General features: G+C 48.2%; 18 protein-coding genes. 7 read left to right on the forward strand and 11 right to left on the reverse strand.

Annotation, left to right across the window (positions count from 1 at the left end; genetic code table 11):
• Positions 1–57: 57 nt before the first annotated feature.
• The 5 genes from AT705_RS06675 to sixA form a co-directional block, all read right to left on the reverse strand.
• The gene (locus AT705_RS06675) at positions 58–897 is read right to left on the reverse strand and encodes a DNA ligase (RefSeq protein ID WP_058795997.1); all 840 of its coding nucleotides are present in this window, start codon (positions 895–897) and stop codon (positions 58–60) included.
• An 84-nt stretch (positions 898–981) separates the two neighbouring features.
• Positions 982–1,647 carry an HAD family hydrolase gene (locus tag AT705_RS06680; RefSeq protein ID WP_237113793.1) on the reverse strand — a complete coding sequence of 222 codons (666 nt, stop codon included), beginning with the start codon at positions 1,645–1,647 and terminating at the stop codon, positions 982–984.
• A gap of 27 nt (positions 1,648–1,674) precedes the next feature.
• Positions 1,675–1,968, reverse strand: a complete 294-nt coding sequence (locus AT705_RS06685; RefSeq protein WP_010382584.1) for a hypothetical protein — start codon at positions 1,966–1,968, stop codon at positions 1,675–1,677.
• Between the two features lie 132 nt (positions 1,969–2,100).
• Positions 2,101–4,404, reverse strand: a complete 2,304-nt coding sequence (locus AT705_RS06690; RefSeq protein WP_058795999.1) for a TonB-dependent receptor — start codon at positions 4,402–4,404, stop codon at positions 2,101–2,103.
• Between the two features lie 635 nt (positions 4,405–5,039).
• A complete protein-coding gene (gene sixA, locus AT705_RS06695; protein ID WP_058796000.1) occupies positions 5,040–5,507 on the reverse strand; it encodes a phosphohistidine phosphatase SixA in 468 nt (155 codons plus the stop codon).
• A 211-nt stretch (positions 5,508–5,718) separates the two neighbouring features.
• Between sixA and AT705_RS06700 the strand changes: the two genes are divergently transcribed.
• Positions 5,719–8,406 carry an insulinase family protein gene (locus AT705_RS06700; RefSeq protein ID WP_058796001.1) on the forward strand — a complete coding sequence of 896 codons (2,688 nt, stop codon included), beginning with the start codon at positions 5,719–5,721 and terminating at the stop codon, positions 8,404–8,406.
• A 238-nt stretch (positions 8,407–8,644) separates the two neighbouring features.
• The gene (locus AT705_RS06705; protein ID WP_058796002.1) at positions 8,645–10,885 is read left to right on the forward strand and encodes a sensor domain-containing protein; all 2,241 of its coding nucleotides are present in this window, start codon (positions 8,645–8,647) and stop codon (positions 10,883–10,885) included.
• Positions 10,886–11,066: 181 nt separating this feature from the next.
• Here the strand turns inward: AT705_RS06705 and AT705_RS25200 are convergent, their stop codons facing one another.
• Positions 11,067–11,267 (reverse strand): hypothetical protein, encoded by a 201-nt coding sequence (locus tag AT705_RS25200; RefSeq protein ID WP_157576686.1) that lies wholly within the window; start codon positions 11,265–11,267, stop codon positions 11,067–11,069.
• A 789-nt stretch (positions 11,268–12,056) separates the two neighbouring features.
• On the opposite strand from AT705_RS25200, the gene AT705_RS06710 reads away from it, so the two are divergent.
• The 3 genes from AT705_RS06710 to AT705_RS06720 all read left to right on the forward strand — a co-directional run bounded on the left by AT705_RS06710 (position 12,057) and on the right by AT705_RS06720 (position 15,518).
• The gene (locus AT705_RS06710) at positions 12,057–12,449 is read left to right on the forward strand and encodes an MmcQ/YjbR family DNA-binding protein (protein ID WP_049865405.1); all 393 of its coding nucleotides are present in this window, start codon (positions 12,057–12,059) and stop codon (positions 12,447–12,449) included.
• 142 nt (positions 12,450–12,591) lie between these two features.
• Positions 12,592–14,427 carry a choice-of-anchor I family protein gene (locus AT705_RS06715; protein ID WP_058796003.1) on the forward strand — a complete coding sequence of 612 codons (1,836 nt, stop codon included), beginning with the start codon at positions 12,592–12,594 and terminating at the stop codon, positions 14,425–14,427.
• Between the two features lie 80 nt (positions 14,428–14,507).
• On the forward strand, positions 14,508–15,518 hold the full coding sequence (locus AT705_RS06720) for an ATP-dependent 6-phosphofructokinase (protein WP_058796004.1): 1,011 nt from the start codon (positions 14,508–14,510) through the stop codon (positions 15,516–15,518).
• On the opposite strand, the gene nhaD is transcribed toward AT705_RS06720, so the two are convergent.
• Together nhaD and AT705_RS06730 are read right to left on the reverse strand one after the other, a co-directional pair.
• On the reverse strand, positions 15,498–16,955 hold the full coding sequence (gene nhaD / locus AT705_RS06725) for a sodium:proton antiporter NhaD (RefSeq protein ID WP_208856764.1): 1,458 nt from the start codon (positions 16,953–16,955) through the stop codon (positions 15,498–15,500). The two genes, AT705_RS06720 and nhaD, sit on opposite strands and share 21 nt — an antisense overlap.
• Positions 16,956–17,177: 222 nt before the next feature.
• Entirely contained in the window at positions 17,178–18,131 is a 954-nt protein-coding gene (locus AT705_RS06730; RefSeq protein WP_058796006.1) for a DUF368 domain-containing protein, read from the reverse strand.
• 122 nt (positions 18,132–18,253) lie between these two features.
• Between AT705_RS06730 and AT705_RS06735 the strand changes: the two genes are divergently transcribed.
• Positions 18,254–19,114 carry a DUF3530 family protein gene (locus AT705_RS06735; protein ID WP_058796007.1) on the forward strand — a complete coding sequence of 287 codons (861 nt, stop codon included), beginning with the start codon at positions 18,254–18,256 and terminating at the stop codon, positions 19,112–19,114.
• 18 nt (positions 19,115–19,132) lie between these two features.
• Here AT705_RS06735 and djlA read toward each other — a convergent pair whose 3' ends face one another.
• Genes djlA through AT705_RS06750 form a run of 3 tightly spaced genes read right to left on the reverse strand, consistent with a single transcriptional unit; the run spans position 19,133 to position 21,697 of the window.
• A complete protein-coding gene (gene djlA, locus AT705_RS06740; protein ID WP_058796008.1) occupies positions 19,133–20,002 on the reverse strand; it encodes a co-chaperone DjlA in 870 nt (289 codons plus the stop codon).
• Positions 19,992–20,669, reverse strand: a complete 678-nt coding sequence (gene murU, locus AT705_RS06745; protein ID WP_058796009.1) for an N-acetylmuramate alpha-1-phosphate uridylyltransferase MurU — start codon at positions 20,667–20,669, stop codon at positions 19,992–19,994. Before murU ends, djlA begins: the two co-directional genes overlap by 11 nt.
• Complete coding sequence (locus AT705_RS06750) at positions 20,666–21,697, reverse strand: aminoglycoside phosphotransferase family protein (RefSeq protein ID WP_058796010.1); 1,032 nt, start codon at positions 21,695–21,697, stop codon at positions 20,666–20,668. Before AT705_RS06750 ends, murU begins: the two co-directional genes overlap by 4 nt.
• A 97-nt stretch (positions 21,698–21,794) precedes the next feature.
• Between AT705_RS06750 and lptD the strand changes: the two genes are divergently transcribed.
• Positions 21,795–24,077 carry an LPS assembly protein LptD gene (lptD, locus tag AT705_RS06755; protein WP_058796011.1) on the forward strand — a complete coding sequence of 761 codons (2,283 nt, stop codon included), beginning with the start codon at positions 21,795–21,797 and terminating at the stop codon, positions 24,075–24,077.
• Positions 24,078–24,085: the final 8 nt, after the last annotated feature.

The raw sequence follows: 24,085 nt of genomic DNA on the forward strand, positions 1-24,085 counted from the left end.
ACTGTATCACAGCAAAGTGGCAAGTAAAAGCCTCAGTATACGTCTACCACACAATCCTTAAAGAGGTTGCCTGACACGTAAAAAGCGGGCAAATCGCGGTTTACCAAATTTTGTGACGCCCTGATATCGGTAGGTCACCTGACTGCCAATTGGGGGAGGCTCACGACGCTGCTCTTCCGTGAACCCCGAACCAATTTTAAAGACAATGCCCTGTGGCGTTTTAACCCGGATTGCACCCATCATGCCCTGATATTTACCTTTGCCGGGCAAATGTTCTAAGACCTCAGCTTCGGCGTCGAAATAAGGTTTGTACTTTAGAATGGCCGAACTGCGACCAGCCAGATGCTGTGCCTGATGTTCATGCAGCATAACCCCTTCACCACCGCGTGCCAGTACTTGCTCAAAAAACTCATCCAGCTCAGCCTTGGTTGTAAACCGATACTGAGGTATCGCGCGAACATGAAGCTGTGCCAGCTGATTGATAAGCTGAGAATAGAGGTCATACCGCTGTGCAAAGGGCATGGCCACGCTGGGCGCATCAAAAATCAGATAATGTATTTGCCGCCAGTCCTGCTCGGATGCCTGATGACGCCGCACCACAGCACTGACAAACTCAAAGTTGTGATAGCCAGCCCACAGCTCTCCGTCCAGTAGCATATCTGGCAATTCAGAGGTAAACCAGGCGGGTGCATGGATCACCTGACCCGTTCGGGTAAGCAGCTGCTTACCATTCCACACTGCTCTGACGCCATCAAATTTTTCGCTTACCAGATAATGAGAGACCGGCTGCTGTGCCTGATACACTTTGGCCAATTGCACACCGGGGGCTGAACTTGCACAGGCCATTTGCAGATAACACAGGCAGGCCAACAGCCAACCTGTCAGTTGAATGTTCATCGCTACGCTCCTTGTAGGCAGAGTTAAGATATCCTCCCTCAGAGCTTAGCGCGGCGTCAGGAAATCGCCAGTCGCAATTTGGTACTAACCTTGTGCGAGCAGCTCGTCAATTACAGTCTGCGCCGAGCGCAGCGATTGCACTTGCCAGGCAGCCTGAGAAAAGTCCTGTTTTGCTGAATGCTCGTTGGGGATCACCAGTACCTTCAAACCTGCGGCACTACCTGAGCTCAGCCCGGTTGTACTGTCTTCCAGCGCAATGGCGTTTTCTGGCTCAACCTGCAATGCGGACAGTGCCTGTTGATATGGCTCAGGATGGGGTTTTGGCTGAACCACATCATCTTTAGTGACAATACAATCGAAGAAATGCTGCAACCCGTAGTGATTCAACACCGGGATCGCTTCGGCGCGGGTACTCCCCGTCACCAGTGCTAACTTACAGTGCGCTGACGCATAATTTAAGATCTCACATGCATAAGGCATAAGCCTTGGCTGCATCGTCGCTGCGGTGTCAACAAAAAACCGGTTTTTATCGTCACATAACGCCTGCGCTGTGCTGGACAGTTTGTGACGTTCAAGGAGTATCTCAGCAGTTTTTAGCGTGGGTACGCCAGAAAACTCATCACAAAAAGCCAGCTCGCTATACTCAACACCAAACGGTGCCAGCACACGCAGCCAGCTGTGAAAATGGAGCGCTTCAGAATCCACCAGCGTCCCATCAAAATCAAACAAGATTGCCTTTAAACCCATCATCGCTCCTTCTTTATAAATAAAATGTTATCAGGCTTTGGCAGGTGGCTCTGCGTGTGCAGGTTCACCGCTGTCTTTTTCTACCAGTTCATAGCCACGCGGTTTACGTACCACTTTCAAAACAGGCTTATCAAATGCCGTCTGTAAACGGGTAAAATCGGCTTTAAGATCATCAATGCTCTGACCATAAGGTGACTCACCCGTTTCAGACCAGTTAACCGCTTTGCCATTCTCATTATACTCAACCGCATGTACCTGATACTGCTCTGGCGCATCTTTATTTGCTTCACAATAGATAACGCGATAATTCCAAAATGCGGACATAGTTTCTTCCTCTAAAATTCTGTATTTACCCTGGTACTCTACCAGTACTGGGGTCTGCTTGCATGACAGTATTAATAAAAAAACCCGTGGATAGTGACCATCCACGGGTTTTTACTTTAATTTAAGGTGAAATTAAAAGAATTTCACTTTGAACTCAGCACCCACAAAGCGCTCTTCGTTCAGCATGCCTGTGTTGTTGTTGAAGTCTACACCACCGATAACCACCTGCTCATCAAACAGGTTACGTACGAAGGCAGAAACTTCATAGTCGTTGTCGCCCGAGTTCCACGCGTAACCCGCACGCACACCGGCTTCAAATAGTGCTTCACCAGTGAACTCTACTGACTCATACAGGAAGAAGTCGATTTCGCTGCGGTATGACAAATCGGTGTATACAAAGAACTCACCGTTTTCCAGTTCTGTGGTGTAACGCAATGTCGCGTTGGAGATCCACTCTGGCGCGTGCGGCAGGCTGTTGCCATCCAAAATTGCGCGCGCTTCAGGGCCATTTGGCCCGTCAACCATGTAGGTTGGATCAGTCACTGTACACTGCGCACACACTGCAACTGCAAGCGTATCGTCGTCTAGTTCGGTTTTGTTATAACTCAGGTTAAACGTCGCATTCAACTCATCCGTCAGTACCCACTCAGTATCTAACTCAAAGCCATAGCCGGTAGTTTTATCAGCGTTGATAAGACGGTTAAAGTTAGAGCCACCACCTACAGCAGTCAGCTGTTGGTCATCCATCTGGAAGTAAAACACGGTTGCGTTAACACGACCCTGGCCATCCAGAACGTCTGACTTGACACCGAATTCAATTGAGTTCGTGGTTTCTGACTCAGCAACTGTTACAACGTCACCGAACAAAATACGACCCTGAACACTCGGTGCACGGAAACCATTAGCCAAACGACCAAACAGGTTAACGTCATCAGTCAGTTTATAAGTTGCACTCAGGTCCCAGCTCACGTGGCTGTCACTTGGGTTCGCACGACCTTCCAGGAAGTCAGGCGAGCCGTTCCAAGGTGTTGGGTTGTCTGTTCTTTTTGCGTAAAAATCTTTTTCGTCGTCTGAGTAACGTAAGCCCAGAGTCACGTCCAGCTGCTCTGACACACTGTAATCGAAAGAACCGAACACAGCCCATGCAGACGTCTCCTGCTCCTGCACAGCGTAACCATTTTGCAGGCCATAGCTACCAGCTGCTTCGTCGTATACACCAGTGTCAAAGCTGAAGCTCTCGATAGTCAGATCTTCTTCAAACAGGAACAAACCAACCTGATAGTTGAAGTCACCAGAGAAGTTGCTTGAAAGGCGAAGCTCTTGCGTATACTGGTCATGCTCCGGAATGGCATCAGCCGTTTCAGAAGAGAATGGAATGAAACCAGGACCCATGGTCGGTGCAAAGTTATTACCGTATCCACCATCAACGTCTGCACGCGAGTAAATCTCAGCGCTTTCCCAGCCGGTGATTGAAGTAATGGTGTGCTCTTTGAGGTCCCATTCCAGCTTCAGGCTCAGACCCTGCGTGTCTACTTGTTGAGTAGCACGAGACGCGGCATCTTGATAAACCACATCGTTATCGTACAACGGGTTAATGTTGTTCGAACCTTTTTCAATCAGGTTCGCACGGAACGGGATCGGACGACCTTCCAAATCACGTACGTGGTAATTCAGCAAACCGGTGAAGTCATCACCTTCATATAAGAACTGTACACGTGCCGCTTTTTCATTGTAGCCACCCAGTGAGTCTTCTTTCTCGAACCCTGGTGCTTTTACATCAATGTAGTCTGGCTTATCTTGTACTAACAGAGATACACGTGTTGAAAGTTTGTCGGTAATACCTGTACCGGCCGCACCTTCAAAGTCAATTGAGCTGTTGCTGCCGTAAGAAACCGCGGCATACCCGTCGAATTCCTGGCTTGGCTTAACGCTGTCGAACTTAACCAGACCCGCAGGGGTGTTACGACCGAACAGGGTTCCCTGAGGACCACGCAATACTTCGATGCGCTCGATATCAAATACAGGGAAGCCTTTAAGAATAGGGTTTTCCTGAACAACTTCGTCAACAACCAGAGACACCGGCTGAGACGCGTTCAGATCGAAGTCGGTGTTACCCAGACCACGAACATAAAAGCGTGGAAATGTACGTCCGAATGAAGATTCAACCGAAAGGCTCGGGATCTTCGCATTCATAAAGCGGATATCCATACCAGCTGAGCTGTATGCGTCCAAGTTATCGCCCTGCAAAGCAGACACAGAAACTGGCACTTCTTGTGCGTTCTCAACACGCTTACGCGCGGTGATTTGGATCACTTCCAGTTGATTACTTTTGGCTTGCGCTTCTTCTGCAAGCGTAGTGAATGAAGTACCTGCTACAGCAGAGAACAACGTCGCATTGATTAAAGTTGCTAACGTAGATCTTTTCATTGCTTTCATGTTTGGATTTAACCTTTTGTATGCACTCTTAAGTTCAACGGTTTTAATTTGGGCGCCGTATCACAATGGCTGGTTCGCTCAATTTTACGCGCAAATGACAAGCAGCGCGGACCTCACTAGCGAGAGTGCAAAACGACTGTATGAGGCTGAACGAGACGGCCGTAATTATAGCAGCAAATTTTCAAATTGCTGCAATTATGCATATAAATTTTCCACATTTTTGTAAATATCGTGAAAGTTAGCTAAGAGTTAACAACTTTTCGCAACAAAAAGCCTCAATATAAGGACAATTGTCCTTACCAAACTCTTGCCTATATGATGGCAGGAAAAGGATTTACCGAATTGAAACACAGGTGTCATTATCTCGCTCTTATCAACAGTCTGTTCTTCATACCGCTAATAAATACACTTTAATCACGAGATCTGCACACAAGCACATTGTTTTTGGAGTGCATAGCAAAACCAACCACATGCGGTGCCGTACATTTTATGACAAACATAAGGTAGAACCGAAAACCATCCGCCCATTGATGGTAACCGGTGTCATGAAAGCGATGCTATTGTATTAAAGCATCGTAGTGAAAAGGAGGACATTAGACCGCACCGGGCCAACTTATCCTAAAATTGTTCTCAATTCAGGTCGCTGGTGTGGCGAGCTTAACCAGTTCGCTTTTCAGCGTTTCGGGGTCATACTGGATCACCGCAACGGCAGCCGTTGCAAATATCGGCATGTCACCCGGCACCAATTGGTCAACCAAATAACTGACTATCGGCATATGCGCAACAACCAGCCAGGTGTCTATGGTGTCATGCATACTGATTAAGGTTTCAAGGTAATCGATAGCGACAGCAGCATTACCACTGGGCACAATATCCTGGCATGTCTCTTCAAATGATACAGGGTTGCTTTGCAGGACCGCCTGGGCTGTCTGTTGCGCTCTGATATAGGGACTCACTAGTACAGCCTGTGGCGGATAATGTTCAGCTAACCATTGACCCATTTCAGCAGCCTGAGCGTGCCCGCGTGAAGTCAGTATTCTGGCCGCATCGTTGGCCTGCATAGGACCCGCTTCGCCATGGCGCATGATAAGAATTGTTTTCATAGCACTCCGAAAGTTGGCAAGAAAATTAGGAGCAAGTAGTAGCTATTGCCCCAAATTGTCCGCTATATTAAAACAAAAGCACCTAAACCTTAAGTTTAAATACAGGCTAATTCAGAGGTGACCGGCTATCACAACCGTCCTGATGGACGCTTGCCAGTAGTAGCCCGGAAACAGCAGCCACGTCTCTAACTAATATATCGGCGGCACACAATTGAAACTGAGCAATAATGATAAAAGAAATTATCGTCACCTGACACTGGACAATGGTCTAAAAGTGCTTCTTGTCGAAGATACATCAAGTAATAAGGCAGCAGCCTCGCTCGCAATTAACGTCGGCCATTTTGACGATCCGCAAAGCCGTCAGGGCATGGCACACTTTGTTGAACATATGTTGTTTCTCGGTACTCAGGGCTTTCCTGTACGCAGTGAATTTTCTCAGTTTGTCAGTCACGCCGGTGGACAAAGTAATGCCTGGACAGGCACCGAACACAGTTGCTACTTTTTTGATTGCCGTGCAGCACTGTTTGCTGAGGCTTTGCAACGATTCAGCGAGTTCTTTTACGCGCCGCTGTTTAGTGAAGAGGCATTACAGGACGAACGCAACGCCATTGACTCAGAATTTAATCTGAAGGTCAAAGATGATAACCGCAGAATCATTCAGGTACACAAAGAAACCGTTAATCCGGCCCACCCTTTTGCCAAGTTTTCAGTCGGAAATCACAACACCCTGGCAGATCACAGCGGTGATTTTAAACAAGAAATTGAAGCGTTTTTTGCCGCTCATTATCAGGCACAGTGGATGACACTCGTGCTGGCTGGGCCGCACCCTTTAGATGAGCTGGCTGAGCTGGCACGTCGCAACTTTGCGCCAGTAACCGGTCACAATATTCCCAAACCGGCTATTCAGGTTCCTTTATACCGCCAGCAGGACCTGGGATTGTTGCTCCACATTGAACCGCGCAAGCACATGCAAAAGCTGATTGTCAGCTTTGCTATGCCCGATGTAGAGCGACTTTATAAATTCAAAAGCCTGAGCTTTCTGGCACACCTGCTGGGCTATGAGGGCGACGGCTCGCTCTATGCAATCTTAAAGAAAAATGGTTGGATCAACGCCCTGTCTGCAGGCGGTGGCGCAGACGGCAGTAATTTTAAAGACTTTAATATCAGTTTCGCGCTGACTGACGAGGGCATTGAATACTACGAGGATATCGTAGAAATGCTGTTCGAGTACATCAGCCTGATCCGTGAACAAATTGCTGCTTTACCTGCACTCTATGAAGATAAAAAGCGCCTGCTTGAACTGGCATTCGAAAATCAGGAGCCCAGCAAACTACTCGACTGGGTTAGCGCGCTGAGTATCAATATGCACCATTACGACGACGAAGACACACTCTATGGTGACTATTGCATGAGTGCCTTCAATCATGCACTGCATGAAGAACTGATGGAGCTGCTATCGCCGCACAACATGCGCCTGATCCTGATCCACCCCAATATTACGTGCGAGAGCGATGCCACCCGCAAGGTGGCGCAATGGTACAATACACCCTACCAGGTAGAGCGTATCAATACGGAGTGGTTACAAACGCTCGAACACATAACAACGCCCCTGCCCGAAATGCGCTTGCCTGCTGCGAACCCTTACCTGGCGTTCGAAAACCGCCTGTATGACATAGAGCCTGGGCGTAAAACGCCCACCCTGCTCACAGACAGACCTGGGTTTGCCTTTTGGTTCAAACAGGATACCCGCTTTCGGGTTACCAAAGGTCACTTTTATTTAGAGATAGACTCTCTTTGTTCGGTCGAGAACCACAAGAGTATGGCCATGACCCGGCTGTTCGCTGATTTGTTTATGGACAGCGTTGCTGAGCAATTTTACGCAGCGGAGCTGGCCGGATTGAGCTATCACCTCAGCTCCCATCAGGGCGGCTTAACTTTACAAACCGCAGGTCTGTCTGCCAGCCAGCTCAAACTGGTGCTGCAACTCGTCGAAGCGCTGCTTAAACAACCGATCAGCGCCACCCGCTTTGCGGAATACAAAAAACAACTGATCCGACACTGGAAAAACCACAACAAAAGTAAACCGGTCAGCGAGTTGTTCAGTTTATTGGGAGCCCATCTGATGCCCTGGAACCCAACACCAGAACAACTGGCCAAAGCGCTCAAAAATATCAGCTTCAATGAGTTTTGCCTGTTTCGGGACAACTTCTTCAAGGAAATCCACATTAAGGCCTTTATGCACGGCAACTGGCAGCTGGATCATGCGCTCGATATGCAAAAACAACTGCATGCCTTATTTGCCTACAGCGAAATTCTGGACGACCTGAAAAAGCCACTCAACCTGGTCACGTCAAATCAACACGTGCAAATCGAAAAATCCGGTGCGGAACATGCTTTTGTTGAATACATTCAAGCACCGACAAGCAGCGTGGATGACAAAGTCAAAGTCATGGCCTTTAACCAGTTAGTCAGTCAGGATTACTTTGAGTCTTTGCGCACACAGCAACAGCTTGGCTATCTGGTTGGTGCAGGCTATGCGCCCTTTAATACCCGCGCCGGTATCGCGTTTTATGTACAGTCGTCCGGTTATGACAGCGCCACTTTACTGCAACGTCATCACCAATATCTGGCGGACTTAATTGTCCAGCTGGATAGCTATGAGGCCACCCAATGGGCACAAGTAAAAGCGGCATTGCACGCCCAAATTGCAGAAAAGGACAAGAACCTGAGGTTGCGCTCTCAACGTTTGTGGATAGCCATTGGCACTGACGATCACGCCTTTTCAATGCAGGAAAAACTCATTGCAGCACTTGAGGCGCTCACGTTTGATGACCTGAAACAGTATATCGTTAAGCTGATTTGTGAAGACTTTGCGAAAATTACGCTCAGGTGTAATTAACCCCCCGATATATCAGTGGCGCACCTTTGCCAATACGCGCCACTGAACAAGACTTTCGTAGCTGTGTAGTGATCACCCAGCCAATCTTACATTTTCATGTCGCACTTGCCGCCTCAATGTGCAAAATACGCGCAGATACACGTATCAGGTCCGAAATTAGGGATTTTTTCTGACTTTCTTTTTGACTCTGCCTGGGGCATAGATTAGATTATCAAATGTAATTGAATCTTTAAGCCTTATGACGAAAACAACAATTATAAAAACAATTACATCTGTTTTGTTGCTTCTGGCCTGGCCGACAATGAGTGCGCCCCTGCCAGCAGGCATTATGCAAAATCATTCTTCGACACTGCTCGTTTTGGTGGGCTTTGTCACAGCCGCCACTTTGCTCTACCTGGTCATCTTAAATCGCCGAACCAAACTCTCACTGAGGGCACTCAAGCATTCAGAGCAACGCCTCAAAAGCACCGTAGAAGGCAGCGGAGACACACTTTGGGACTGGAATATCCGCAGTGGTGAGATCACTCGTATTAACGATAAGTTTATGTTGGATACAACACCAGGCACCCACCTGATCCCCAACGCCAGCCAGATACACCCTCAGGATCTCCCCCTGGTAGAAAAACAACTGAAACTTCACTTTGCAGAGAAAACCGCTTTTTTTGAAGCCACTTATCGGGTCAAAAACAGCCTGGAACAGTATCACTGGGTGCTGGACAAAGGCAAAATCATAGAAAAAGATGACAATCTCAATCCACTGAGGATGACAGGCACTATTCGCGATATTAACCACCTAAAGAGTACCGAAGAGCGCCTGAACCTGTTTGCTAAATGTGTCGAGTCTCTGACCGATGCCATTGCTATCTACGATCATACCTTCCGTCTGGTTGACCTGAATCCGAGCTATATTCGAATCTTTGGAGGTGTGCGTGAACAGTATATCAATACCGAGTTTAAGCTCCCCGGATATGATGGCCAGTTCATCAATCAAATCAAAGCCGCTTTAAGAAAAAGCGAGCACTGGCAGGAAGAGCTGAAACTCTATGACCAGACTGGCACTATGCTGCCAATCGAAATTTCTATTGATGAAATTAAAAATAACCATGGCCATATTACCAATTACGTAGTGGTATTCTCTGATCTGACCGAACGCAAAAAAGCAGAATCACAACTACACAACTTGTCGAATCGAGACCGCACTACGGGCCTGCCCAACCGAAATCTCTTCTTTACCAATCTGAAGAAGCTCGTCGACCAAAAACGCGATCACGCTTTGCTGGTCTTTGACCTCGATAACTTTAAGAAGATTAATGACTCTCTTGGCCATCAACTGGGAGACAGCCTGCTTGCTAAGCTCGCCATGCGCCTCAATAAACTGTGTCGTCAGCAAGATACATTTTACCGCCTGGGTGGCGATGAGTTTGCACTGGTGATGTCGGGTACAAACGACATTCACACCATCAGTAAAGCCGCAAAACAGTTTCTGGCGGTTATTGCCACCCCCTTTAAAATGGCCAACCACGAACTGGTGATCACCTCATCCGTAGGCATTGTGCTATTCCCGGAAGATGGCAGCACACCGGAGATTTTGCTGAAAAATGCAGACACGGCCATGTATCATGCTAAGCAAAAAGGCAACCACTACCTGTTCTTCAATGACTCGATGAATGAACAAGCGGTTAAGCGTCTGCAAATTGAAAACCTGATGCGGTTCGGTTTAAAAGAAGATCACTTTGTCGTTTACTATCAACCCAAAATGGACATTGCCAGTGGCGCATTGGTTGGTATGGAAGCCCTTGTCCGCTTCATCACACCGAAAAAAGGCGTGATCAGCCCGGGCTTGTTTATTCCCATCGCAGAAGAGACAGGTCAGATTGTCGAGATCGGTGAAGTGGTGCTGGACAAGGCCTGTAAAGACGTTAAACGCTGGGTTGATATGGGGCTATTTAACGGCCGGGTTGCCGTTAACCTGTCAGCCCGACAGTTTAGCTTACCCGACCTCACCGCCCGGATAGATCTCATCTTGCAAAAGAATCAACTTCCTTCTTATTTTCTCGAACTAGAAATTACTGAAGGCACTGTTATGGATGATCCACAAGAAGCAATTTCAATTATGCGCTCTTTAAGTTCTCGCGGGATCCATCTGGCCATGGATGATTTTGGTACCGGCTACTCCTCACTCGCTTACCTGAAACAGTTTCCACTGAATACCCTCAAGGTAGACAAAGCATTTGTGGACGATATGAATACAGAACGTGGCTGTAATATGGTGGACTCCATTGTCACGATCGCACATAACCTGGGTCTGCACGTTGTCGCTGAAGGCGTTGAGCAGGAGCAGCAGCTGCATCAGTTACAACGCCTGAACTGCCAGACCATTCAGGGCTATTACTACGCTAAACCGCTCTCGGCTGAAGAGTTCGAGCAATTCCTGCGTGCACAGCAGTCTGACAAGCCCACACTGCAGCTGGTAAACTGACAGCCTCAACGGCCCTAAACAGCCAAGCATGCCTATCTGGGCCCGTTGGCCCACTCCTGACTCACGAACACATTTTTCTCCCAAACTGATGGTTTGAGAGGCGAGCAGCTATTTTGCCCTTACATCACGCACTTTGCGCTTCCACAGCAGGCTAAGGACATAGCGCATAGAAGCGGTTTATTCACGCACGCAAGACACAATACTGCTGCCCCATCTGTTTGAGCCAGGCAAGCCGATAGTGCGCACGAAACAGGATCCACACCACAGGTCCAGCAAACGCAGCCAACAACACCCAGGAGCGTCGTGTGACGCCTGTACAGCGCAATTCATTAAGCATCAGCAATCCACCCAGGCACATTAAAACAGCATACAACACCAACACATCACCTCCGTATTCGAGATCCAAACGTGAACGCAAGGTCAAACTGGGCGACACGTTAAGTAAATGGGTAACTTTTTTCCCGTGCAGTGTACATTAAGTCTAAAAAGCACGCAAAAACACTTAAATTGTTGCAAAATATTGCATTATTTAATTTAATACGTCCCCAGAAACGATTGGTTTCTCACTCAGGTACCCGTGACATCGGGGCACCTGAAATCGCAAATAACTACTAACTTATTATTTTAACTAGGTATTATTTGCACTGACTTAGAAATAAGCGCAGCAAAGTGCACCGTCAGATCATGGGCTGGTCTGAACACAACTCACTTTCGCTGGCGATCCTGTTTGATTTTCCTACACTTAGGTTAAGCCGAACGGGATTGAAAGCTTATGCGTGCCAATTTGATTGCACTTTCACCGCATCTGGAGAGGTTCCTGTCTCACCCAGAAGCACGTGAATGTTTAATGAAGTGGGCATTTGTCATTTGGTCATGGTGTGGTTAGCAGTCAAAGAGCGGGAGGTGACTCCTCCTTGAGCAGATTTGAAATTGGAACTGTAAAGATAAATGGACTGGTTAACCTCTGTGCGTTTTAATACGTATTTTTCTCAGTAGGGTGAAATATACTTATATTGTTGCGCAGCTTAGATAAGGTTATTCAGTTATATTCTTATTTGGTCTTAACTGACTGATAATTTTTACTTATTCCCAATTACAGAATTCTCACAAAAGCTGCTAAAATCAGCCCCATGTTGTTTTAATTTAATTTGTTATTTCAAGGACACGGGCGATGGATCAGAAATTCGTACATGAGTATTTACAGGCTAAGCCTGGGACCTTTATCACAAAACCGTTTGCACAGGACGTGGACGTTTACAAGGTGCAGCACAAGATGTTTGCCACCTTATATGAAGGGAAAGAGGGTCAATTGGGTGAAAATGGTGAGCCAGTTTGGTGGCTTAACCTAAAATGTGATCCAGATGAAGCACTTTTGTTACGCGACAAGTACGCTGCAATTGTGCCTGGTTACCACATGAATAAACGATTATGGAACACCATCGTACTTGATGGCAGCATCCCGGAAGAAGAAATCAAACGCATGATTGATGATTCGTATCAGATTGTGGTTGATAACTTACCCAGCGCGCAACGCGCAGAGCTTGATCGCCTCACTCAGTCATAGAGTGACCATCATCATTGGCTTCCCTCGCACCAAGTGCGAGGGCCATTTCCTTTTTCCTTTTCTCAAAACCCCTCCTTTGTCATTCTGATGTCAATTATCCCTGTTTTAATGACAGTGATTTTCTCAACTTAGAATAAAGACAATGAAAAAAACACTGATCTCTTTAACGCTACTAGGCTTACTCAGTGGCTGCAGCCTGGATGGCGACGATGGACAAGCAGGTAAGCAAGGCCTGCAAGGTGAAACAGGCCAGGCGGGCACGGCGGGTGAAAAAGGCGATAAAGGAGACGCTGGCGCACAAGGTGAAACAGGCGCACAAGGCGAAACAGGCGCTCGCATGACAGGTGATCTGTCTGCACAACTGGTAGGCCGTGCCGTATTAAACGTAGCAAGCCCGGAAGGCGCTGCTGAAATCGTCGCTTATCACTCGACCAGTCAGCGTATCTTTGCGCTGGACAGCTCCGGAGACAGACCACAAGTCGCCGTGATTTCAGCCGCACAACTTGATGCCGATAAGCTCAACAAAGACAATCAAGGTGTGATCACTAACACCAACCTCACCGTTACAGAAACGATCGCTGTCAGCGATGTGGTTGCCGCTGATGCAAACAGCCTGACAATTCATGGCGACCTGCTCGCCGTTGCAATGGCGCGCGGAACTGGTGAAACCGGATTTGTGCTGGTCTATGATATTGCAGCACAAACGCCTCAACTGCTGAAATCAGTCGAAGTAGGTTACCTGCCTGATATGGTGACATTTAATCAAGATGGCAGCAAAATTTTGGTGGCCAATGAAGGTGAACCAGCGGACGACTATAGCGTTGACCCGCAAGGCAGTATTGCCATTATAGAGGTCAATAACGGTCAGGTTGCCGATCAGGCTACCCTGTTAGGATTTGAAGCCTTTAATGATCAACAATCCGAGTTACAGGCCCAGGGCGTCGTGTTTGCCAACCCGACCGGGCGCACCATCAAGGGGCAAGCCATCAATACCAGTGTTGCGATGGACCTTGAACCTGAATACGTTACTGTCAGTAAAGACAACCGCTATGCCTATGTCTCATTACAAGAGAACAATGCATTGGCAATCGTTGATTTAAGTGATAACTCACTAACAATAAAGGGCTTGGGTTATAAAGACTGGGGAAAGTGGACTTTGGATGCATCCGACAAAGATGGCGGCATCAATCTGCGTAGCTATCCCGGCTTGTATGGCATGTACCAACCAGACACCATCGCCAGCTATCAGTGGCAAGGCGCGAACTTCATCGTCACAGCTAACGAAGGAGACGGTCGGGAGTATTTCTTCCCTGCTGCCGACGAAGCCGAGTGTACCGCGAATGGCGGACTAGAGTTCGATGAGGACGATGGTTGTCTGGCATATACTGACGAAATCCGTGCTAAAAACCTGACTCTGGCAGATAACTTTGCTTATATCAACAATGACAACGACGACCTGGGTCGTCTAAAAGTGTCCACTGTGATTGGCGATCAGGACAATGATGGCCAGTATGAAAAACTCTACACTTATGGTGCACGCTCATTCTCGATCTGGGATCAACGTGGTGCCCAGGTGTTTGACTCTGGAGACGAGATCGTACGTATCACCACCGCGCTACACGGTGAGCAGTTTAATAATGATGAAGACGCCAATGAAGGCGATACGCGCTCAGACGCCAAAGGCGCTGAGCCAGAAGCGCTGACATTGGGCCAGATAGGTGAACGTACCTACGCCTTTGTCGGATTGGAGCGCATGGGCAGCATTTTAATCTATGATGTCACCAACCCATTCAATGTCACCTTTACCACTTACCTCATCAACCGTGGTCTGGAAGAAGGGGCTGACATTTCGGGAGATCTGGCACCTGAAGGGATGACCTTTGTAAGTGCTGAGCATAGCCCAACCAACACGCCATTGCTGATTGTGGGCAATGAAATTTCCGGCAGCATTGCCGTCTGGTCGCTGACTCAGAAGTAACATGACCTGTCTTGTACTGTGGCTGCTCTGTGCTGTACATTAATCTAGATGTATAGCTCAGCCACAGTACAGGGAATTGAATGACCAAAATTGCAATACTCACCAGCGGGGGCGATGCGCCCGGGATGAATGCCGCTATCCGTGCAATCGTGCACAGCGCTCAGCACAACCAGTATGATTGCATCGGTTTTTTCCATGGCTATAACGGCCTGTTAAACGATGAATGGCAAACTCTGACACATCGGGATGTAGCCAATGTCCTGCAATTTGGCGGCACTATTTTAAAAAGTGCCCGCTGCCGCGCAATGTGCGAACCACAAGGTCCAAAGCAAGCCGTCAATACACTCAGAAAGCACCAGGTTGATGCTTTAATTGTAATTGGAGGAGATGGCTCGTTTAGAGGACTTGAAGCGATACAAGCCCACTGGGAAGGTCAGGTTATTGGCCTGCCCGGGACCATAGACAATGACCTGGCTGGCACAGACAACACCATAGGTTTTGCCACCGCGGTCACGACTGGCACCCATGCCATAGATAAGATCCGCGACACCGCAAACGCCTTTGAGCGCGTGTTTATTGTCGAAGTTATGGGCAGACACAGCGGCCATATTGCCTTTCATGTCGGACTGGCGACCGGCGCGGAGGCCATTCTGTCATTCGAAAATTGTGATTCTGCTGATACCAAACAACAATTGGATCGGCTGATAAACCAGATCCAGGTGCAACAGCAATACAACCACGACAGCTTTGTGATTGTGTTAGCTGAAAACTTCTGGCCCGGCGGGCCTCAGGCCCTCAAAGCACAATTGGCTGAGCAGGCCGATATAGAAAGCGCAGTGTGTGTGCTTGGCCATATCCAGCGTGGTGGCAGCCCGGCACCAGAAGATCGGCTACTGGCCACAGAGTTGGGACTGGAAGCTGTCAATGCGGTAACGGACAACCGAACAGGAATTATGATAGGCAAACAGGGCACTGCATTACACGATGTGCCTCTGTCACATGCGATCAGCGCCGCCAAGCCGGTCGACGCTCGCTGGATTAAGGCACAACATGACGTACTCACCGAGTACTTAATCAAACACCGTAAATAACTCGGCGTTTAACCATAAATGCACCAGGATACTGGCGGCGTAGCCCAATGCTATCACAGGCGTCCATTTCAGGTGACCAAAAAAGGTATAATAGCCTCTGGCCTGCCCCATTAATGCCACGCCCGCCGCCGAGCCAATGGAAAGCAAACTGCCGCCAACCCCGGCAGTCAGCGTGATCAATAACCACTGGCCATGGGACATCTCGGGCTGCATTGACAGTACGGCAAACATCACCGGAATGTTATCGACCACGGCCGAAACCACACCCAAGAACACATTAGCAGCCGTCGCGGACCAGTCACCATACAACACTTCTGACATCAGGCTCAGATATCCCAGAAAACCTAGCCCGCCGACACACATCACGATGCCGTAGAAAAACAGCAAGGTATCCCACTCAGCGCGTGACACTTTCGCAAACACATCAAAAGGCACTACATTGCCCAGCGCCTTCAGACGCTCTTGATCGCCCGCCCGCTCTGCCTCTGCGCGCTTTCTGTCTAATGAATTGGGTAAAGTGGTACGTAGAAAATAGCCAAAAAACTGCAAATACCCCAGCCCCATCATCATACCCAGAACGGGTGGCAGGTGTAACAAACTATGGCAAGAAACCGCCGTGGCAATGGTCACTAAAAACAACACCATGATGCGCCGCGCACCGCGCTTAAGCTCAATGTGCTCATCACTGGCCGCAGGCTTCTTATTCTTTACGAACAAGCTCATGATCACAGCGGGCACCAGGTAATTAGCCAGTGCCGGGAAAAACAAAGAGAAAAACTCGGCAAAATGCACGATACCGGCCTGCCACACCATCAGCGTGGTAATATCACCGAATGGGCTGAATGCCCCACCCGCGTTCGCCGCCACAACAATATTAATGCAGCTGAGGTTAATAAATTCTTTGTCACCCTGACCTACTTTCATGGCGACCGCACACATTAACAAGGCCGTCGTCAGATTATCCGCTATCGGCGAGATGACGAACGCCAGAAAGCCGCTGAGCCAAAACAAAGTTCTGAAGTTAAACCCACGACGTACCATCCATACCCGTAAAGCATCAAATAAGCGCCGCTCTTCCATGGCATTGATATAAGTCATCGCCACCAGCAAAAATAACATCAGCTCTGAAAACTCGAGTAAATTATGCCGAAAAGCATGCTCAGTCAGCTCAGGGATATCATGCATCACATAGTAGCCGCCGATCAGCATCCAGATCAGTCCGGCCGCCACCAGCACAGGTTTGGATTTACGCATGTGAAGCTTCTCTTCTAACATGACCAGAATATAAGCCAGTACAAAGATAGCGATACAGATCCAGCCAAGGGCGGCCGAGGTGAGATCGATGGGTGTTGCAACGTGGTTGGCCGCAGCCGATATCGCTATCGGGTGCCAAAGCATAAAGATTAAGGCGAGCAAAACGTAAAGCGAGTTTTTCATGTGTTATCAGGTCCGAAACAGGGTTAAAACGTGGTTAACTTGAGCGCGGCTACTTGATAGCACACTTTTCGCTCCGTCTGCATTCGACACAAGTCTAAGCCCACCGCCTTACTTAGAGTTGCTCTCCCCCGCCAGACAACAAAAAACGGGTGTGTGAACACTGTCACACACCCGTATGATAAGATGATGAAATTTTATCAGTTGACCACAGTTCAGTGCCAACTAAGCATCTTTACGGCTGATCCGCTCAATCATCAGGATCAGGGCTAAGCCCGCCAAAGCTAATAAAACGCAACTCATTACGTAAGGTTCCTGGCCGGATAAGCGAGCAAACTCTCCCGGCAACACATTTGCTTGCGTTAACGGCTTCTCTATCCCCTTGGAGTTAGTGTAAGTGGTTAACACTTGCTTCCAGGGCCACAATAAGTTCAGTGAACCCAGCAAGAATCCACACAGCAAAGCAAAGGTGACCTGCTCAAAGCGACTAAGTAACCATGACAACAGACGTGAAAATGCCATCAGGCCGACCACACATCCCCCCAAGAACAAAGCGATCAACATCACCTGCATCTCATTGACCGCACTGAGTACATGGCCATACATTCCCAGTAATAATAAGATAAAGCTACCGGAAATGCCGGGTAAAATCATGGCACAAATTGCGATTGCACCAGCGGCAAAATAATACCAGGTCTGGGGCACCGCTTCGGCAGGCGCCAAAGAGGTGATCATATAAGCAATGGCCGCACCTGCCAAGCACGCACTTATGGTTGGCAGGCCCCAGCGAGAGACTTGCTTGCCGACATGAATAAACGAGGCGATGATCAGGCCAAAAAAGAACGACCAAACAAACAGCTGATGATGCTCAAGTAAGTAAGTAATAAGTTTCGCCAAAGAAGCGGCACTGGTCAGCAAACCTGCAAATAACACCACCAAAAAAGTGCCGTCTATATGTTGCCACGCTGCCTTTAATCCATTGCTTCGGAGTGTTTTAATGGCGTCCAGATTGACACTTTTAATTGCCCCAAGCAGACGGGCATAAATACCGGTAATAAACGCAATGGTGCCACCGGACACACCCGGTACTACGTCGGCGGCGCCCATACCTGCCCCTTTAAAAAACAACCAGATAAAATCACGTTTGGTGTCAGTTTTATTGCTCAAAGCACTCTCCATCGATTTCTTCGGCACGAGTTTACCGAAATTTTGTGGCGCTGCACATAGTGGCAACCAGAATGTCCTCAAGCTTTGAGGTAATTTGCCGATACAAGGGCATTAGCAAGATAAGGTGCGCAAACATGCTTAATTATTCCCGGTTTTTTCTGACAGTCAGTCTGATGATAAACCTGGTCGTGATAACACCGACTCAGGCCGCCGAGCACCAGAGTCCGCCGAGTAAGTCCTCACAATTTGACAGCGATCTACGCTACTGGCTGAGCAGCGAAAAGCTACTAACGATTAAAGATGAAGAGCAGGAAATCTCAGTTTTATTCTCAGAATATATGGCCGCACCAAAACGTGGCATCATTGTTTTGTTGCCAGGGCTGGAGCAAAGCCAGCTCTACAACAATGGCTTAAGTTACTTACATCAGGCGCTAACAGATGATGGCTACGACACATATACTTTGCCGGTACCCGATCTCACAAGTAACGATGACCTTGCTACGGGTATCATTGACGGCCAGTCCAACGAAGTAAAAAGTTCGGCAATCCCAGTGCTCAGTGAACTGGCCCTGGACAATTATAAGGCCGCTTTGATTACAAGGTTTGAAGCCCTCTACAAAACGCTGGCGCTTCGTCAGCAGGAGCACATTGCCATAGTGGCATTTGGCAACAGTGCAGGTCTGTTTGCGGAGTATCTGGCCACTTTGCCCAGCGTTCGAGTCGATGCGCTGATCACCGTGAGCGCTCAGCTGGCCAATGCACAACGAAACAGCCATTTGCCAGCCAGTTTGTCACTGGTCGCGCCAGCCCTGCTGGATGTCTTTTACACGTTCGACAGCCCCCTGGTTCTGGAAACCATAGACGATCGTCGCCGCTGGGCCAGACGCAACAGCAAGCTCGATTATCGCCAAAGAGAGCTTTTTGGAGAGCAGCATCAGCCTTTACAACATCAACGACTACGTAAAGAATTAACCGGGTTTTTGCGCCGGCTTTAGTCTGAATTAGAGGCTGGCTTAACTGCTGCGTTTTTGTTTTAGCAGTTCATACGCGGACTGAATACTCTGGCTTTTTCGCTTGGCAATTTCCATCATGTGCTCGGGCAGGCCCTGAGATACCAACTTGTCAGGGTGATGCTGTGCCATCAGTTTGCGATATGCGCGTTTGATGTCCTTGTCCGATGCACCATCACTGAGACCCAATACCGCAAGCGCTTCGCTCCGCGATACGGCTGATGATTGAGGTTCACGTGCCGAATCACGCTGTTGTCTTTGCTGACTCCCACTCTGGCGTTGCTGTGATTGCCATTGAGCACGCTGCTGACGAAAACGGAACTCAGCCTGATAGCGCCGCAGCAAGAAATTAAATTGAGTCTGAGAAATCCCCAGATACTTGCTCACTTCGCGCAGCAGTGTCTGCTCCTGCTGTGATACATGGCCATCCGAAAACGCCATCTGAATTTGAATTTCCAGAAACAACTGCAATAAGTCATAACGCCTGGCAAAGGCTTCTCTGACTTCCCGTACCGCTTCTTTCACCGAAAAATCCGCTTCTTTGCCCGCTCTGAAGGCATGTTGTGCTTCGCGTCGATCATCACCTGCCAATGCCATTTCATCCATAAAAGCCGTTGCCGCGCGAATATGCACCTCGCTGACTCTGCCATTTGACTTTGCGATATGGCCCATTACAGAAAAGCAGCTGGAGAAAAACAGCGCCTGGCGTTCACTGAGGTCGTCACCATTTAAAAAGCCCTGGAATCCGCCCACTTTGTCAAAATCCTGTTTCAGGCTTTTGTCGAACAAATGACCCAGATAAAAGCCGAGAATAGCCCCCAGCCATTTGCCAAACATAAAACCAAAGCCAGCACCCAGTAATTTACCCCACATGTGTCTGCTCCACTGCACTGTTGATCTCAACTAACCGCTCAGGCGTGCCAATATCGTGCCATTGCCCCAAATACAGCTCCGTTGAAATCCCCCCTTGCGCCAGACCGGCTCTGAGCATAGGACCCAAAGCAACAAATTGTTCCTTCACTTGGTTAAAAAAGTTTTTGTGATACAAACCAATACCTGCAAACGTATAAGCCTGAGTAGAGGCACTCTGATGTGCCAGTGGGAAATCTCCGTCCGGGTTATGAGGTGGGTTTTCTACCAATACCAGGTGTGCTTCACCAGGTAACAGGTGCAAACGAGACAAGTCATGCACAGCATAATCCGTATAAATGTCGCCGTTGATCACAATAAAGGTGTCTGCATCATCACACAATAAAGGCAAAGCCCGGACGATACCACCTGCTGTTTCCAGCCCCCCTTCAGGTTCATCACTGTATTGAATAGACACACCAAACGCACTGCCATCAGCGAAGTAATCACGTATTTTTTCACCTTGCCAAGCCAGGTTAATGACGATGTCGGTGATGCCTGCATCTGCCAACCGTTTTATGTGGTATTCCAGTAAGGGCTTACCTGCAACCTCAAGCAAGGGCTTTGGCATAGTCGCCGTCAGCGGCATCATCCGCTTGCCTCGCCCTGCGGCCAAAATCATTGCTTTCATTTTTGTTGTTCCAGCTTAGCCTGTACCAAGGGTATTATCTCGGATTGCAAACTAGTTGCAAGCCATTGAAATGCCTCAACACACTTTGCTGTCTCATAAATGTACTGCAAAGTTGGCAGAATGTTATGTAAATAACCAGGCTTGCCATCTCGTAAATATAAACGCGCAAAGATCCCAGCCGCCTTGAGGTGGCGCTGTAACCCAGTCAGTGCCAGTTGCTCCTGGTATTTAGCAAAGTGACTATGCGGTGGCAGCAGCCCGGCTTCACGCAATACCTCAAAACTGTAACGTTGCAAATGGGCCAACTGCGCCTCAGGCAATCTGTAATAACAATCTTTAAGCAAGGATACCACGTCATACGTTACCGGACCCTGTACCGCATCCTGATAATCTATCACTACCCACTGGTGGTTGTGCCACATGAGGTTGCGACTGTGAAAATCCCGGTGCATAGTCACCTGCGTCTGTGCCAGCATATTACCGATCAGCGCCTGCTTCAGCTCGGTCCATTGTTGGCACCAGATCTTCACTGGTTCAAAACCCAACCAATTAGTGAGTAGCCACTCACTGAATATATCCAATTCCATTTCAATAAAAGCCGCATCATAGGGCTTCATATGTGGGCTAGCTGGCAGGCGGGCAATGTCAGGCAACATATCAATCAAGGATTCATAGTACCCCTGCACCTCAGACGCTGTAGTAAGCCGGTCGGCCAGATGCTCAGAGCCCAAATCTTCTAACAACACAAACCCAAGCGCACAATCTGCCGCAATAATATGTGGCACCCTAATTTTGCCCTGACTAAACATCGTGTTCAGCTCAACAAATGCCGTGACGTCTCCTACCTCAGGGGCCACATCAAGCAAAATAAACGACTGACTCTGGTGCGTAACACGAAAATAGCGACGAAAACTGGCGTCTCCGTCAAGGGCAGTTACCTGTTCCGGTAACGCATGATAATGATTGTGCAAAAAGGCCGCGCGGGCCTGCGCTCTTAGCGCAACCTCTGGTGACTGGCTTGGGGTCATTTTTCTTACTATTTCCTATTCTTAACTACTGTAATTAACACGCTTTTCATTTATCATGTCTGGCTTGAAAATGAATTTCGGCAAACAAGGTTGATAAATGAGCAAAGCTTGGGGCCTCTTCGTGCTTCCCCTAATCAGTACAGCGACTTTTGCTAATTCGAACATTGATGGCCTTCAGTGTAAAGACTACTTTCAGCCTAAAAACTGGCAACCCATCGCTGATTTGCCCAATGGCGCTATCGATATTCAGTCAGATAATGTTGAATTGCAGGGCGTCGACAGTGCTGAATTCAGTGGCAATGTCGTAATAAGCTCCAATATAATGAGCTTATCAGCTCAAGCTGCACTGATAGACAAACAGCAAGGGCTACTCAACGCCACTGGCCCACTCGTTTTTCAGGATAGATACACCCTGGTTAACAGTACCGGTATGTTTGCTAATCTCAAAGAGTACGAATTCAGCCTGCTCGGTGCAGATTATTGGCTGACTCAACAAAATGGCCATGGTAGCGCCGAAAAACTGCATGCCACCGCCAATCAGGTTGATTTGCTCAACTCCAGCTTTACCACATGTCCCGGAGAAACCCCATTCTGGTCAATTGAGGCCAGCAATATCGTCATGAATCGTGACAGTGGCTGGGGAGAAACGCACCATACTCTCCTTAAAATATTAGATACACCGGTTATCTATGTGCCCTATTTTACATTTCCCATTGATAATCGCCGTAAATCCGGCGTGCTCACGCCGACGATTAGCAGCTCCAGTCGTCGAGGGTTAGGGATTGCAGTGCCATACTATTTAAATCTGGCACCGAATTATGACGCAACTATCACACCGCGCTATATGTCTAAAAAAGGCACTCAGCTGATTTCGGAATTTCGTTACCTGACCAAACATCATCAGGGCCAGCTGGCCGTAGAGTTTCTGGAACAGGACGATTCTGCCAAACAACTTGATGAGCGGTATTTGGTCAACTGGACACAAAACAGCTATTTTGACGAAAACTGGCGCGCCAGTGTTGACATCACCAATGTCAGTGACGATGCCTATATTTCAGATTTAGACTCCCAATACGCCAATGAAACAGACACTCAGCTTTACCGTACCGGCCAGCTCAGCTATCTGGGAGAGGAATGGGCCGTTGACCTGAAGATCCAAAACTTCGAAGTTTTGGGTAACCATACAGAGTCCTATGCGGTATTGCCCCAACTCACTGTTAATCACGTGACACAAAACTATCAAGGGTTTAATTGGGGGCTCACGGGCCAAATCAGCCACTTTACAAACGATGAACTAACCGTTACAGACGCAACCCGAATTCACCTCGAGCCGAGTATGTCTTATGACTACAACGCCTATGCCTGGTCATTTGCATCTAACCTGAGCCTGATGCATACCTATTATGAGCAGGACGGAGATGAGGCGTTCTCACAATCTCAATATAAAAAGTCAGTTTCCCGTACGCTCCCTAAACTGCGCTTGCATGGTCAGCTAAACCTGGAACGACCAACTAACTTTATTTTGCAACAAGGTACGCAAACGCTGGAACCACAGATCCAGTATTTGTATACACCCAAAAAAGACCAATCCGGTATCGCATTGTATGACACCATCAAAATGCAGGACGACTTTTTTGGTCTGTTCCGCGAACAGCGCTTTTCTGGCGTTGACTTTATCGCACAGGCAAACCAATTTACACTGGGCGCAACGACCCGAATGTTCGACAGTAACAACAGCGAACGCTTTAACTTCAGCATGGGTCAGATCCTCTACCTGAGTGACTCAGCCAAGCCCACAGAACAATCTCTGGAAACCAATTTACTGACACAGGACAATCAGGAATTTGGCAGTAAAAACTACAATGCCTTGTTTGCAGCCGAAAGTATGCTGCACTGGCACCGTCGTTGGTACTTCTCAGCCGGTTTACAGTATGATGCCGATGAGAAAGAGCTGATCCAGTCTCACATGACACTCGATTATCGAGGCAGTAATAAAAAGCTCGTTCAATTGAACCATCACTACGCCAGTGATGTCTCAGGATACGAAATTGATCAAATCGGTCTGTTCAGTAGTTTACCCATTAACGAGAACTGGCAGCTGGTTGCCAGCTATCATCGTGATATGACGGCAAACCGCAGCGTTGAAGTATTTGCAGGTCTGCAATACGAATCATGCTGCTGGGCGGTGCGCATAACAGGTAAACGTCAAATACAAACTGACCTTAACCAAACGATTTCGCGTGATGACGCAATTTTTGACACAAGCTTTGGTATCAATTTTGTGTTAAAAGGGTTAGGCAGCAAATCAAGATATGATGCTAGCCAGTTACTACGTTCGGGTATCTTTGGTTACCGCAGACCGTTCTTTTTAAATAATTAACAACAAAG

The sequence above is a fragment of the Pseudoalteromonas rubra genome, assembly GCF_001482385.1.
Lineage (GTDB): Bacteria > Pseudomonadota > Gammaproteobacteria > Enterobacterales > Alteromonadaceae > Pseudoalteromonas > Pseudoalteromonas ardens.

Bases quoted from the DNA above. Each gene is read 5' to 3' on its own strand.
- AT705_RS06690 (WP_058795999.1), bottom strand. From the start codon at position 4,404: ATGAAAGCAATGAAAAGATCTACGTTAGCAACTTTAATCAATGCGACG.
- lptD (WP_058796011.1), top strand. From the start codon at position 21,795: ATGAGCAAAGCTTGGGGCCTCTTCGTGCTTCCCCTAATCAGTACAGCG.
- AT705_RS06685 (WP_010382584.1), bottom strand. From the start codon at position 1,968: ATGTCCGCATTTTGGAATTATCGCGTTATCTATTGTGAAGCAAATAAA.
- AT705_RS06710 (WP_049865405.1), top strand. From the start codon at position 12,057: ATGGATCAGAAATTCGTACATGAGTATTTACAGGCTAAGCCTGGGACC.
- AT705_RS06720 (WP_058796004.1), top strand. From the start codon at position 14,508: ATGACCAAAATTGCAATACTCACCAGCGGGGGCGATGCGCCCGGGATG.
- AT705_RS06705 (WP_058796002.1), top strand. From the start codon at position 8,645: ATGACGAAAACAACAATTATAAAAACAATTACATCTGTTTTGTTGCTT.
- AT705_RS06730 (WP_058796006.1), bottom strand. From the start codon at position 18,131: ATGGAGAGTGCTTTGAGCAATAAAACTGACACCAAACGTGATTTTATC.
- nhaD (WP_208856764.1), bottom strand. From the start codon at position 16,955: ATGAAAAACTCGCTTTACGTTTTGCTCGCCTTAATCTTTATGCTTTGG.
- AT705_RS06680 (WP_237113793.1), bottom strand. From the start codon at position 1,647: ATGATGGGTTTAAAGGCAATCTTGTTTGATTTTGATGGGACGCTGGTG.
- AT705_RS06675 (WP_058795997.1), bottom strand. From the start codon at position 897: ATGAACATTCAACTGACAGGTTGGCTGTTGGCCTGCCTGTGTTATCTG.
- murU (WP_058796009.1), bottom strand. From the start codon at position 20,669: ATGAAAGCAATGATTTTGGCCGCAGGGCGAGGCAAGCGGATGATGCCG.
- AT705_RS06750 (WP_058796010.1), bottom strand. From the start codon at position 21,697: ATGACCCCAAGCCAGTCACCAGAGGTTGCGCTAAGAGCGCAGGCCCGC.
- AT705_RS06715 (WP_058796003.1), top strand. From the start codon at position 12,592: ATGAAAAAAACACTGATCTCTTTAACGCTACTAGGCTTACTCAGTGGC.
- AT705_RS06735 (WP_058796007.1), top strand. From the start codon at position 18,254: ATGCTTAATTATTCCCGGTTTTTTCTGACAGTCAGTCTGATGATAAAC.
- djlA (WP_058796008.1), bottom strand. From the start codon at position 20,002: ATGTGGGGTAAATTACTGGGTGCTGGCTTTGGTTTTATGTTTGGCAAA.
- sixA (WP_058796000.1), bottom strand. From the start codon at position 5,507: ATGAAAACAATTCTTATCATGCGCCATGGCGAAGCGGGTCCTATGCAG.